General features: G+C 37.3%; 10 protein-coding genes. 6 read left to right on the top strand and 4 right to left on the bottom strand.

Annotated elements, in window-relative coordinates; all coding sequences use genetic code 11:
* Positions 1 to 193 precede the first annotated feature (193 nt).
* Positions 194 to 904: a sel1 repeat family protein gene (locus NEOC65_RS01410; protein ID WP_166157694.1), complete on the bottom strand. Its 711-nt coding sequence runs from the start codon at positions 902 to 904 to the stop codon at positions 194 to 196.
* A 52-nt stretch (positions 905 to 956) separates the two neighbouring features.
* Here NEOC65_RS01410 and NEOC65_RS01405 point away from each other — a divergent pair, with 52 nt between their 5' ends.
* Positions 957 to 2597: an atrophin-1 family protein gene (locus NEOC65_RS01405; protein ID WP_213155465.1), complete on the top strand. Its 1641-nt coding sequence runs from the start codon at positions 957 to 959 to the stop codon at positions 2595 to 2597.
* 515 nt (positions 2598 to 3112) lie between these two features.
* Here NEOC65_RS01405 and NEOC65_RS01400 read toward each other — a convergent pair.
* Positions 3113 to 4786, bottom strand: coding sequence for a cation:proton antiporter (locus NEOC65_RS01400; RefSeq protein WP_213155464.1), 1674 nt, complete (start codon positions 4784 to 4786; stop codon positions 3113 to 3115).
* A 438-nt stretch (positions 4787 to 5224) separates the two neighbouring features.
* Here NEOC65_RS01400 and NEOC65_RS01395 point away from each other — a divergent pair, with 438 nt between their 5' ends.
* Positions 5225 to 5755, top strand: a complete 531-nt coding sequence (locus tag NEOC65_RS01395; RefSeq protein WP_039385714.1) for a VUT family protein — start codon at positions 5225 to 5227, stop codon at positions 5753 to 5755.
* A gap of 395 nt (positions 5756 to 6150) precedes the next feature.
* Here the strand turns inward: NEOC65_RS01395 and NEOC65_RS01390 are convergent, their stop codons facing one another.
* Positions 6151 to 7320 (bottom strand): branched-chain amino acid transport system II carrier protein, encoded by a 1170-nt coding sequence (locus tag NEOC65_RS01390; protein ID WP_249298962.1) that lies wholly within the window; start codon positions 7318 to 7320, stop codon positions 6151 to 6153.
* Between the two features lie 403 nt (positions 7321 to 7723).
* On the opposite strand from NEOC65_RS01390, the gene NEOC65_RS01385 reads away from it, so the two are divergent.
* Entirely contained in the window at positions 7724 to 8263 is a 540-nt protein-coding gene (locus NEOC65_RS01385) for an NUDIX hydrolase (RefSeq protein ID WP_249298960.1), read from the top strand.
* Positions 8264 to 8566: 303 nt separating this feature from the next.
* Here the strand turns inward: NEOC65_RS01385 and NEOC65_RS01380 are convergent, their stop codons facing one another.
* Entirely contained in the window at positions 8567 to 9163 is a 597-nt protein-coding gene (locus NEOC65_RS01380; RefSeq protein WP_213155463.1) for a superoxide dismutase [Ni], read from the bottom strand.
* Positions 9164 to 10069: 906 nt separating this feature from the next.
* On the opposite strand from NEOC65_RS01380, the gene NEOC65_RS01375 reads away from it, so the two are divergent.
* From NEOC65_RS01375 to NEOC65_RS01365, 3 genes are read left to right on the top strand one after another with little or no spacing between them, the layout of a single operon-like run.
* On the top strand, positions 10070 to 10291 hold the full coding sequence (locus NEOC65_RS01375; protein WP_242678235.1) for a hypothetical protein: 222 nt from the start codon (positions 10070 to 10072) through the stop codon (positions 10289 to 10291).
* On the top strand, positions 10288 to 11529 hold the full coding sequence (locus NEOC65_RS01370) for a hemolysin family protein (protein WP_213155462.1): 1242 nt from the start codon (positions 10288 to 10290) through the stop codon (positions 11527 to 11529). Before NEOC65_RS01375 ends, NEOC65_RS01370 begins: the two co-directional genes overlap by 4 nt.
* Before the next feature lie 6 nt (positions 11530 to 11535).
* Positions 11536 to 12780 (top strand): CNNM domain-containing protein, encoded by a 1245-nt coding sequence (locus NEOC65_RS01365; protein WP_213155461.1) that lies wholly within the window; start codon positions 11536 to 11538, stop codon positions 12778 to 12780.
* Positions 12781 to 12932: the final 152 nt, after the last annotated feature.

Raw genomic sequence — 12932 nt, 5'->3', positions numbered from 1 at the left:
TGAAGGAAAGGGTATAAAAAAACCACTCCTCTAATTGCAATTGTTTTTTTAACTTTAAAATATTTCCAAGGTTGCAAAATTCTTACGTAGAGGAAAGAGGAAGAATTACCTTTTCAATAACTATTTCTTCTGCGTTAAACATATATAAGCTCTCTTATTCAGCTTTATTTTAGCTGAAGGGGGATTTTTTAATTTAAACTTCTTTTTCAATGCAGGCAAGCTTTTGGCTTGTCAATTGCTTTACAACTGGATCAGAAGAATGAAATGCTGCCTGGCTATACCAATAGCGAGCTAAATTTTCATCTTTTTCTATTCCTTCTCCATTTTCATAGCAGTAAGCCAACATCAATTCCGCTTTTGCATGGTTTGCTAGATTTATAGCTCGTCTGTAATATTCTAAAGCGTATTTCATATCTACTTCTACGCCGTTTCCCTGATAGTAACAATTTCCTAGCTGAAATAAACATTCTGCCCTAGCACTTTCTTCTAAAAGAGAATCATTAGCAAATAAGTAATTCCAATAAAGAGGAGATTCTAAATCTTTTTTGGTAAATAAAGGCTGAAGCTCTTGTTTATTGGGATTGAGGGAGTAATAATAAATATCCTTAATTTTTGCTTGTGTGGATGGGCTATATATTCCGTCAACTTCTTGAAGGAAGCGGGTAAATTGGCATCCATCATAAAATGTAGTCTGATTGGCTTCATCTACCACTGCTGCTAAAATGTAATCTAAATCTTTTTTAGCATTTTCATCCGCAAGTTCTACAAAACGTTTATTTCTGCACCACTCAATTTTTTCAAGGAGACTAGAGAGTTCAAAACTAATCTCGGGGTTTTTTACTTCTTGCCCCTTAACTAAGGAGGGACTATAATTGCTACTTATATTTGAATCATTTATAAACATAATCAACCTCATTATTTATTTTATTTAATATAATATTTTATTTGGAGAGTTTATGTCTAGCCCGATACCACCTCCAGGTCCTAGCTCTAATACTTCCTATCTTTCAGAAAAAACACAAGAAAAGAAAAGAAAAAGAGAAGCTCCAGCCCCTTCGAGCGAAGAATCAAGCCATGCTTCCCTTTTTCCACATGCTTCTCATACAGAGAAAATACAAGCTGTAAGGTTGGAAGAAATCAATCGTGCAAAGAAAATCAGACCCACGCTTTCCCAAGAGTTGCAAAATCAGCAAAATGAAGAATCTGCTGCTGTCTCTTCTACTTTACCCTCACATCCTCCTCAGCTTACTTACTTACAACCTCCTCCTCCACAGCAGCCTCACTATTACTCTCAAGGTATATTACCCCTCCCTTCCCATTTACCCTCAGCTCCTCTTCAGGAACGGAATTTGCCACCCTTGCCATCTTCTTATCCCTTAACACCTCCTCCTCAGCCTACTTACATACAGCCTCCTCCTCCACAACCTCCCTATTATTCTCAAGGTATATTACCCCTCCCATCCTATCCACCAACTCTTTTTCCTCCTTGGCATACACAGATGCATCCTTCGCAACCGTCTAATATTTATCCCCAACCGACGAGCCCAGCAGCACCTTCTCATTTACCAACCGCTTATCAACCCCTATTTCCACCTCCTGTCTCGACCAACTTACCAGCAGGACTATTACCCCTTCCGTCCTTGACTGCGACTTCTCCATTTCAAAGCTTGCCAAGAGGCTTATCCCAACCAACAGCTCGTTCTCCATTTTTGCCCGCTTGCCAGAGCCTAATCCCTCCTCCTATTTCTCAGAATTTCCCACCAGGAATGCTACCTTCTTCCTCAGCAGCAACCCTTCCTATATCGCCAAGCATTTCTAGACCTTTGCCATTCCCAGGATTGCAACTTTCTGCTTCTATAAGTTTAGAAAACATCGAGCTAACCAACATAGAAGAGGACGTTACGGGAAATAAATGGTTTACAGTCTTTCCCTCTTCCTCTATGAGAGACACACAAAGGATAGGTTCAGGAAAGGTTCTGAGCACAGAGGGGGGAGCCAATCTTGTAGAGCAGCTGAAAATCCATACGCAATCCCGTCTCGAAATTTTTACATATTTATGTGAATACTGCCAAACTCCTGATTTTAAGGCTAAAAATGTAAAAATTGCAAAGACCATAACCAAAGCCCTTCACTATTTTTACCCCGCCGATACGCCTTCACCTTTGCCTCAAGGAAAAGTGAAAGCTCATATTTCTATTATTCCGCGATTTAATGTAATGAAAGAAAGATATAAAAATGAATTTGTAGACAAGCAACTTTACCAAAAACTTAATTCAGTGGACATAGTGGATGAAGTGATTAACGAAATAGATGCTGAAGAAGAAGTAGAAGGAAGAACATTGGCTCTCGATTTACTAAGCCAGGTGGCAGAAGGAACACTAACCCCTTTTGAAGCAACCAGCCATTTAAAAGATCATATTTTAAAGATTTTTGAAAGAATAAAAAACGGCCAATTTAAATGGGAAGGCTGGACTAAAGAAGCAAATATTGCTAAACGGCGTGATAGAGGCGATGGGTGGGATCCAATAAGGCAACGAGCTACAGCCACTCAGATTGTTAAAGATTTTTTGGAACTAGGGTACGCTGAATCCATCTGAAGCTGGGTGAAAGCACAATTAAAGAACTGGCATTGCTATCATTAACTATACTTTCAAAAAATCCAGGCGTTTGCTTTTCTATGTTATACACTTTTGAGTAGCTCTTTATGCAAGCCTATACTTAATAAAACTGTGTTTTTAAGGAGAGAGCCAGCTTAAAGGGTTAATTCCCTTTTTAGCTATACAAATAAAGTTTCTTCAAGAGGTATTATAAGCTTGATTAACACTCTCGGGAGAGTCTAATTGAGATGTTTGCTTTGAGGGTGCTCGTATCAAGCCCAAGCTTGTTTGCATTCCTATCAAGACAGAGTAATAATTTGTAGGAAAGAAATATAGCAATCTTCATAAGGTCTCTCCTCAACATCTTCCGTTAGCAAGAAAAGTGCCCTAAAGCAGGTTAAACTATTTTAACATCTTTTATATTCCTTTAAAAATAGCTGACAGTTTTGCTTGCTTAATTTTGTTAGAAAGCATCCCCTTCAATTTTTTTTATCGTTCAAATACTATAAGGAAACTTAAGCTAATTGAGTGCGAAGAAGAGAAACCATTTTTTCGGCAGCAGCTTCCTCATCCCACACCATGGGTACTTCTGCGAATTTAAGAAATTGATGATCTACTTTATAATGGGAGCGTGCAATGATTTTAATATAGGGGTTAATATGATAGGCCACTTGAATAATCGATTGAGTTATATGCAAATCGGGCGTAGTAACTACCATTAGCTGAAGGTTAGTAAGATCAGCTTTTTCCATGATCTGAAACTGGGTGGCATCGCCAAATATGGCTTCAATTCCCTTTTCTTTCATGGCAGCTACAGTATCGATATTCCTATCTATCACGAGAGGATGGAAGTTGCTCTCTTTAAGATAATGTGTAACCGCCCGGCCGACAGGACCGTAACCGATGACTAAAGCTCGGGGCAGAAAAGATTGTTGGAGATCCGCATTTTTATATAACGCTTCTAAGGATTGATCAACTTCCTTATTTTCAGGAAAAAGTTTTTTTGTTTTTTTGGAAGCTAAAGGTTTAAATAGCTGAAATAAAAGAGGATTTAGCATAATGCTTATAAAGGCGCAGGCTACTAAAATATCATAGGCGTTGTCTGACAATATCTTCAGCTGGTTTCCTTCTTCAGCTAAGATAAAGGAATATTCACCTATTTGGCTGATGGCCACCGCTACTGAAATCGCTATACTTTGCGGATACTTGGCTAGCTTAATGATTAAAAATGCCATCATAGGTCTTAAAGCCAGGATGATAAAAAGCAAGCCGAAAAAAAGAGGTAAATTGTTTTTAACTACCGTAGGATTAAAGAGCATGCCTACGGATAGAAAGAAAATAACAGCAAAAGCATCGCGCATAGGTAAAGCATTAGCGGCAGCTTGTTGGCTAACCTCTGTTTTTCCTACGACAGTTCCGGCAATAAAAGCGCCCAATGCTAAAGACACTCCAAATAGATAAGCACTACCAATAGCAATGAAAAAGACACACGACAAAATTGCTAAAGTAAATAATTCATGCGAGCGGGTCCGCGCGACGACAGTTAAAACTTCTTTAACCAGCTTCTCTCCCACATAATAAATGATGACGCCTAAAGCCATAATTTTTAAAATTAGAGTTCCTAGCGAATACATAAATTCTACACCAGAATTTTCGCCACCTAAATTAGATTGCATCAGAGTAGGCAACAAAATAAGCCCTAATACGGAAATGATATCTTCTACAATCGTCCATCCTAATACCGTGTGACCCTGGGGAGTTTGAAGTAAATTTTGATCCGCTAGGCCTCGTACAATAACTACTGTACTAGAGACGCAAATGGCCAAGCCAATCACAAATCCAGCTTGCATTGTTTGGCCCAGATTAACACTTAAAAATATGCCCGCTCCAATAGAGAGGAGGGAAAGAATCAGGGCCCCGGGCAATACAATTTTCTTTACAGCTGCCAAATCATTCCACTTAAAATTAAGACCTACGGCGAACATTAGCAAAGTCACCCCAATGTTAGCTAATTGTTCTGATAAACGCGGATCGGCAACAAAACCGGGAAAATTAGGTCCAATCAAATATCCAGCAATTACGTATCCTAGGATAGGCGATAATTTCATACGATGAGCCGAATATCCCAAAAGACAAGCTAGTCCAAAGCCTATAGCTAAAATCCAGATAATCTTTAACTCCTCTAGCATATCTTCCCCAATTTTTTAAGATTAAAATTTTTAAGAGCCAAATGAGCTCTAAATTTTTCTAGTAGGCAGACAAAAAGCAATAAAATTATTTATTCGCATACGAAAGAATAAAGGTCAATCATAAAAAAGGATGGCTATAAAGCTTATCCACTCGGTAAAAAGTTTTAAAATAACAATCAGTAAAAAATTTTCAGGAGACGAGGGTAAAGCTTTTTTGCCCGGCGATGTTTTTTTCCTATTTGCTGGCTTCAAGTGATCAACATTTAGAAGAGCTTCATAATAATCAAGCAAAACCTGCTTTAAGCTTATCGATTAAATCTAAACATAGGGAGATTCTACTAAGAGAAAAAAGAAGTATTTATTAGCAAAGAAAACACACTAAGTGTAGGCATATAATTCTCATTTTATGTAAGATAACGCTTTTAATCAGAGGGTTGTATGTTCAGTATTCAATTCGCTTACCTTGCTATGATTGCTATCGTTACCAGCTGCAATTTTTTAGTTCAATTTCCCATTAATGATTGGCTTACCTGGGGATCTTTTACTTATCCACTATCCTTTTTGGTCACTGAAGTTAATAATTGCTTGCATGGCCCTAGAGTTGCTAAACGCGTCGTCTATGTGGGCTTTATGCTGGCATTTTTATTATCTATTTGGTTGTCTACACCTAAGATAGCTTGTGCTTCAGGGCTAGCTTTTTTGATCTCGCAGCTATTAGATATTAGCATCTTCGCTTCTATGCGAAAAAGAACATGGTGGTTTGCCCCTTTATTTGCTTCAATAGGAGCCTCTTTTGTAGATACTTGCATCTTTTGGAGCCTAGCATTTTGGGGAGAACCTGTTCCGCTGATGAACTGGGCTCTTAGTGATTTAAGTATTAAAATACTTTTTGATTTTGTATTATTAATCCCTTTTCGCCTAGCTATCCAGAAAGCCACTAATCCGCTCAGAGAATCTCTTCAAGCTTAAAACAAGCAGCGATTCATGATCGTTGTAATAATGGCGCGGATAGAAAAGACAGGGTAGCTTTCCTTTGGCTTTGCAAAACATATCTGCTTTTATCTAGGAAAATCAAAACTAGCTTTCCAACACTTTCTTAAGAAATCACCTTGGAAATGCTGGGAAAAGATTATACGCCTTTGAGCAACTCTTTATGTAGTCATATACTTAATAAAAAGCTTGTTTTTACGGAGAGAGTCTGCTTGGAAAAAAGTTAATTTTTTTGGCTATGCAGATCTAATTTCTTTAAAAGATATTATTTATTCTAAAGACTTCAAAAAAACTTAAAGGTATTTTTAAAGATTGCCAAAAATCCCTTCCCCAAAAATTTTTAGAATGCAGATGCTGAGGCAAACCTTAGCTTCTTAAATAAAATAGTTCATAGTAGACAAAGCAAACGTAATGAAAATGGGTGCCTTTCGTGTTCTAATCTCGTATAGCTTATTGATAATATTTGAAATGCTTAACACAATTAAGCTAGGACATAAGATATTAAGCAAAGGGGAAAGCATGCTTGCAATTCCACTAAAGCCTAAATTAGCAATTCCTAATGAGATACCTAATGTAATGCCTAAAGGTAATAAAGGGCCTTTGTCGACAGGCAAAAGGTCATTCTGGATGTAATCGGCGCAGATACTTACCAGCGGAATTGCTGTGGTCAAACAAGCCATGGCTACCGCCAAACATGCCACAAAAGCGCCTTGGGGGCCTAGCAAATGCATCGCAATAGCTGACAAGCGCTCCTCAGGTAAATGGTTAGCAGGCAATACATGAGTATAAAAGGAAGCCACCGAGGTCAGGCCAATATACATTGCAGAGAGTAGACCTGCCGCTAAAAGGCTTGCTTTAAGCATTTTATTAAAAATCTCATGTCGTTGCTCTCCGCTGCTAGACTCCTCTTGATCAGTCATAAAATGGCTTAAAACTAAAGGAGCAAAAATGAAAGCTGCAATTAAATCTAAAGTATTATAACCCACATGTAAGCCCTGATTAAATGCTTCTATGGATGTCCAGGAAACTAGATGAGCTTCGGGTGGATGAATAAAACCTACAACAAGAATACATCCTAGACAAAGTAATAGAAGAGGAGTCAAAACCAATCCCAAAAAATTAATCACTTTATTTTTTCTTAAAGTAAAGCCCAAAACGAGTAGAGAGGATAAAATGCTAAAGGTAAAAAGAGTGACATTTCCAGGCATATAAGGCTTTAAAGTTGCAAAGGAAAGTGTAATTAAGCGCGGAATAGAGCCAATGGGACCCAAAATTGCCTGTATGATAAATACTAGGATAAGACCTGGCCATTTACCTGTTTGGCCAAAAAATTGTCGATAGTCACCTCGAAACATCATCATGGCTATCAAGCCTAGTAAAGGTAGACTTACACCTGTTACTAGTAAGCCCAGCATAGCAAAAAAGTTTTTATCGCCAGCATTTCCTCCTAAGATTAAGGGCCAAATGAGATCACCGGCACCAAAAAACATGGAAAACAATGCTAGCCCTGCTGCCATTACACTAGATGACTTTTTAAGAGACATATTTTTCTCCATTCAAATAATAAGCAAAGCTATAAATAATACAATTAAACTCTTCAAAAAGGCAATATGCTTTTTCAAAAGGCACGTGCGCTAAGGGCCTTAGAGATTCAAAAGGATAAGATGAACTAAAAAAGAAAAAATTGATGAGTTAAAGAGGAAAATGGTGAACAACACTCCCTTCCTTGTTTTTTCTTCAAGCATTCCTTTAAGAGCTCCTACAAAGAATGCTAAAAAAACTTTAGCTAATAAATTATCTATTCAATATCAAGCCTCAAAAAGGGGCTTAGCAGGCCAATTATATAGAAAAAGATATTATATGTCAATTAACAATACTGTCAGCAAAACATAAAGAATAAGCTAGTTATAGTACGTTAAGAATACTTCATTTGCTTCTTATGATTCTATGCTTTACACTATTTGTTTAACTGTCTCTGGAACCTATATTTATATGAGAAAGAATGCGGCAATAGGGGTAATTTTTAATTCTAATAAATCTCAAGTGCTATTAGTCAAACGTCAAGATATTCCTCTTTGGGTCCTACCTGGTGGGGGCGTTGAAGATAATGAAAGCTCTTGCCAAGCTGTTATTAGAGAAGTACTAGAAGAAACGGGTCTCACCGTACAAGTTCTAAGGAAAGTAGCCGAATATACTCCCATCAATAAACTCGCACGCTTTACGGAAATTTATGAATGTTCCCCTTTAAAGGGCAACTTACAAAAAGGCGCCGAAACAAGAGAGATTGATTTTTTCCCCCTTCAACAACTTCCTAAGCACTTTTTTTTCTTACATAAGGAATGGCTTCAAGATACACTTAAAGATGAGCCCCATGTTATCTATCGATCATTAAATCATGTAACCTATATAAATTTGATAAAATATTTTTTTAAGCATCCTACATGGGTTTTACGCTTTTTAATGACTTTGATGAAAAACAAAGAATAAACTGCCTAAAATTTGCTTTCAAGCCTAACCATCCTTTTTACACACCTTTTAGATCATTTTCATCCATACAAAATAAAATTACGAGAAAGAAGCTTAAGCAGCACCTAGAAGAGCAAGTAAGATAATCCCTATTATTCTTATTCCTTATGAAAGAGCCTGGCTCTTTCATAAGGAATAAGAAACTTGGAAAAAGGGCAGAAAAGCAAATTTAATTATTTCTAAAGTTAGAGTTTAGAAGCTTTCTATTCTTTATTTTCAAACCCGCACCCTTTCGCTATATCTGCCCCCACCAAGCTCTTATTCTTAATGAATATGCTCATGATCATCTGAAGAATGCTCATGCTGCTCATTGGAAGAAGGATTTTCCGCAGAGGGAAGCTTGTCATTCAGCTTCTGCTGATCCTTAAGTTGGAAATCTCTTTCTCGTTTTCTGCGTTTAATGAGGTCAATCTGACATTCATAATTAATAACGTGAAACATCTGTTTAAAATTTTCCCACTCGTCAGCAAAGGTTTCTATCATCTTTATATTTACGTTCTGCTTAATAGCGGTAAGCTCAAATAACATTTTATGAGCACTTATTAGACGTTTAGGAGTGTCAGCTTCAGCCGGCTTTATCTTTTGCTGAAGAAAGTATGCCGTAATAAGATTGGCAATTTCATCCGAAGCTGAATCTTTAAGTTTTACCCATCGGATGAAGTTATTGCGTTCAAAGGGAGTAGAAAATTTGCTATTGTTAAGCTCGGTGATCCCTTTATACATAGTTTCGATGTATTGATCGACTTGATTGAAAACCAGCTCATCATGATAGACTCCACAAGGCATTTGGCAGTGTGCCATTAAAGCTCCTGCATGACAGAGTAAGGCTATTATCCCGTGGACCAAAATAGTTTTTTTCATCAATTCTCCTTTTTTTAAGCATCCCTTAAGCATTGTGGGTTAACCAAAAACTTAAGAAAAATTTATAGGTTTTAGCAAAGTAATAAGCAGGATAGGCTTTTATCTCATCTAAAAATATTTGACAAGAGCTTGCTTGCTTTAATAGTTTAGAAAATGCTAGAAAGACATGGAATTTGCCTTGTTAACGATAAAAAAATTATAAAGTTTAAAGACATCTATAAAGCCTAATTTCTCCAATAAACAAAGAGAATAGAGAGGGATAAAAAAAATCTTATCAATAGGCAAAAAAGCTGAAAAGAAGCTGGCCACCGGGCAGCATTAAAATCTATTTACTTCAACTTAAATAGGGATTTATTCACTTAAGATCTTCTTTAAGATTCGCAGCTTTTATGTGGATGCATTTCTTCTTAGAAATGAAAGCTAAGATCTTCGTCCCTAAAAAATAAAGGGTTCATGGAGAAAGTTTAAGTAAATCTATTGGTCACTTAAAAATTAGTTGTAAGAGTCCTGCAGCCAGATAGAAAAAGTACCGAATGGGTGAATTTTAATCTAGGAGAAGCAGGCCTAGCTTCAGCCCAATGGATTCTAACAGGCAAAGTAAACTTTCATCTAAACTCTTGCCCTTGAAAAACCCTATAAAAAGATCATTCTTTGGCTTTTTTCCTATCAAAGAAAAAACATCTGTTAGTGCATCTATCCAGAGATTTTGCATGTCGCCATTGATTGATAAGCTGCTAGATGGTTAACTTTTGTTAAAACGCTGGATAGAAAAACAGCAAAAGAATATAAATTTGATGTATGCAGCTCTTTCTTCTTAAAATTAATCGATACGTAGAACAGTTTTTTTTTCAAGCTTGGTGGGTCATTCTGTTTGGCCTTTTTATCTATATGCTATTGGAACAGGGTATGAAAGTACAGAATAAAGAATATGCTACCCTTCAAGAGCATTATCAAGAGTTAGAAAAACAAAAGAAAGAAGCGTATGCTTTGCAAGAAAAGCTTTTAATTGAAATTAATAGCCAAAGCGATCCGGCGTGGGTCGAGCAAGTTCTTATGAAAGGTCTAGGCCTTGTACCCGAGGGTCAAATTAAAGTCTTTTTTGATAAATCAATGGCAAGCAAGCCATGATAAGTAGTTTAATTTTAATTGCAGTTATCTTATTACTCACACTTGCTTCTGGTTGGTGCTCTGCTTCAGAAGCAGCGCTTTTTTCTCTTTCTTCTACAAGAGTTAAAAGCTTTAAAAACAGTGAGGATTCGCGTGAGCGCTTGATCTCTAGGCTACTTGCACAGCCGCGTGAGTTGCTAATTACCGTTTTTCTGCTTAACACGATCGTCAATATTCTCCTGCAAAACGTCATCTCTCATGCTTTTACAAACGCTGGTGGATGGCTAATGGCCGTAGGCTTGCCTTTTGTACTTTTACTAGTTTTTGGCGAAATTGTACCGAAGTACCTGGGGATACAAAACAATGTTAAGCTTTCTAAGCATACCGCACCTGCTTTAGCTTCTCTACAACGTCTGCTATATCCGATCAAAACATTTATCATTTACATTCTCTCTCCCATTTCGCGTGTATTCTTTTTCTTTTTAAAAAAAGATGCCGATATATCGCGCGAAGAGCTTCATCACGTGCTAAAAAAATCTGAGGAAGCGGGGATTCTTAACCATGAGGAACGAGAATTAATTGGAGGATATTTAAATCTTCAGGATACGAATGTAAGAGAGATCATGCGTCCGCGCCAAGAAATTCTATTTTACAATAGAGAAGATCCTTTAACCAAATTAGTTCATCTTTTCGTGGATAAACAATGTACTCGTCTCCCCGTCTGTGAAAATGGCATTGAAAATGTTTTGGGAATTATTGATGCTAAGCAATATTTTCTCCATCGACAAGCCATCCATACCTCTCAAGATTTAAATAATTTCTTATGGCGCCCCTATTATATTCCAGAAACCACGCCTTCGCGTACCTTATTAAGGCGATTTGAAGAAAGTGGCCAAGAAATAGCTCTGGTAGTAGATGAGTATGGGTCTATTTCGGGCTTAGTTACCTATGAAGATATCGTCGAAGTCGTCGTAGGGAAAATCAAAGATTTACGCGATCAAAAAGTTATCTTTACCCAAGCAGGAAAAGACGAGATTATTGCCAGTGGGAAGATGGAATTGGATGAATTTAATAACTATTTTGAAACGGATTTAAAAAGTGAAAGTATGGTTACCTTAGGGGGATGGCTAACAGAACAGTTGGGAGATATCCCTAAAAGTGGCACTAAATTTGAAAACCACGCCTTTCTCTTTCAAGTTTTATCGGCTGATCCAAATAGGATAAGAAGAATATACGTTCGAAGGCTTAAAAGCAGGTAGCATTAAATGAATCTTTCGGCAGGCTGGTGGCTATTTTTTAATATTTTTTCTATTTTCGTTTTAGCTTTTTTCTCCATGGCAGAAATGGCTTGTGTTTCTTTTAATAAGATAAGACTGCAATATTACTATAGCAAAGGTCATACACGAGCAATTTGGCTCAATGATCTTCTTCATAACCCTTCGCGATTATTTGGAACTACCTTAATTATCGTTAATTTAGCCATGGTGTTTGGATCGGAATGTGCTCGAGTTTTTCATCAAAGCATAGGTCTTGATCCTGATCTTGCCCCTTTATCGCAGGTTATCCTAGTCGTAATTTTTGGCGAGTTAGCCCCTATCTTGGCAGCCAGACGCTATCCTGAGCATATTGCCATGATGGGAGTACCGATTGTTTACTTTACTGCCAAATTGATGGCTCCCATTTTATGGGTGATTAGCGGACTTTCAAAATTAGCCAATTATTTAATTGGAGGACGAGAATCTAATGCCAACTTCTACCTTAGTCAAAAAGAGCTTCAGAAGCTTTTAGAAGAGCAAGATGACATTAAACTCCACAGCTCGGAAAACAAGGAATTTGAAACGATTACTGCCAATATCTTTAAGATGAATAATAAAGAAGCACGTCAGCTCATGATCCCTATTGAGCAGATTCCTACCATAGGTGCTACTGCTACGATCTTAGATGCTAAACGTTTAATGGCTAAAACAAAAGAGCGTTTCTTAACCGTCCACCTCGGGGAGATCCATCATATTATAGGAATAGCTTTTCCGCGGCTATTGATTCGCGCTGCCGATAATAAACGGCTGCGTGACTATTGCCTTCCTCCTTGGTTTATCACCCAAAATACTAACATCATGCAGATCCTCAAGCAATTTAAAAACAATAATCAGAGCGTAGCCGTGGTCTTAGATGTCAACGGACAAGCCTCCGGCATCCTTAGCCTTGACTGCATTATGCAAGCCATCTTTGGATCTCACCCTCACCCTATCCACAAGCAAGACACTTTAACTAATCAGTTAATCATCGATAGAACTCTACCTGGTGATATGACGATCGAAGAGTTTTATAAGCAATTTGATGTAAAACTAGCTGATGAGAAAAAATTAAAGCTATCAGAACTAGTCCTTTCTAAGTTAGGGCATATGCCTGAAGAGGGAGAATCGATTTATATCGAGCCCTTCGTTATTACAGTCAACGAAGCGACTTTACTAGAAATCAAAAGCGTGATGATTACCACTCTTCAAATTTGAAACCTAAAAAAAATAAAAATTTTACTTTCTTAAAATTAAATGTATTATTTTATCAATTTTCTTTCACCTCTTTAGGCTAGCTTCTCAAGTTTTTTGCTCACAAATCTTTCATTTTATCGCCTGCATAACATACTAAAGCTTAATCTACAAAC

The sequence above is a fragment of the Neochlamydia sp. AcF65 genome (assembly GCF_018342435.1).
Lineage (GTDB): Bacteria > Chlamydiota > Chlamydiia > Chlamydiales > Parachlamydiaceae > Neochlamydia.
The sequence above is the reverse complement of the archived record's forward strand: the minus strand, read 5'-3'. Positions and strand labels throughout refer to the sequence as shown.

Bases quoted from the DNA above. Each gene is read 5' to 3' on its own strand.
- NEOC65_RS01375 (WP_242678235.1), top strand. From the start codon at position 10,070: ATGAAAGTACAGAATAAAGAATATGCTACCCTTCAAGAGCATTATCAA.
- NEOC65_RS01405 (WP_213155465.1), top strand. From the start codon at position 957: ATGTCTAGCCCGATACCACCTCCAGGTCCTAGCTCTAATACTTCCTAT.
- NEOC65_RS01395 (WP_039385714.1), top strand. From the start codon at position 5,225: ATGTTCAGTATTCAATTCGCTTACCTTGCTATGATTGCTATCGTTACC.
- NEOC65_RS01410 (WP_166157694.1), bottom strand. From the start codon at position 904: ATGTTTATAAATGATTCAAATATAAGTAGCAATTATAGTCCCTCCTTA.
- NEOC65_RS01385 (WP_249298960.1), top strand. From the start codon at position 7,724: ATGCTTTACACTATTTGTTTAACTGTCTCTGGAACCTATATTTATATG.
- NEOC65_RS01380 (WP_213155463.1), bottom strand. From the start codon at position 9,163: ATGAAAAAAACTATTTTGGTCCACGGGATAATAGCCTTACTCTGTCAT.
- NEOC65_RS01390 (WP_249298962.1), bottom strand. From the start codon at position 7,320: ATGTCTCTTAAAAAGTCATCTAGTGTAATGGCAGCAGGGCTAGCATTG.
- NEOC65_RS01370 (WP_213155462.1), top strand. From the start codon at position 10,288: ATGATAAGTAGTTTAATTTTAATTGCAGTTATCTTATTACTCACACTT.
- NEOC65_RS01365 (WP_213155461.1), top strand. From the start codon at position 11,536: ATGAATCTTTCGGCAGGCTGGTGGCTATTTTTTAATATTTTTTCTATT.
- NEOC65_RS01400 (WP_213155464.1), bottom strand. From the start codon at position 4,786: ATGCTAGAGGAGTTAAAGATTATCTGGATTTTAGCTATAGGCTTTGGA.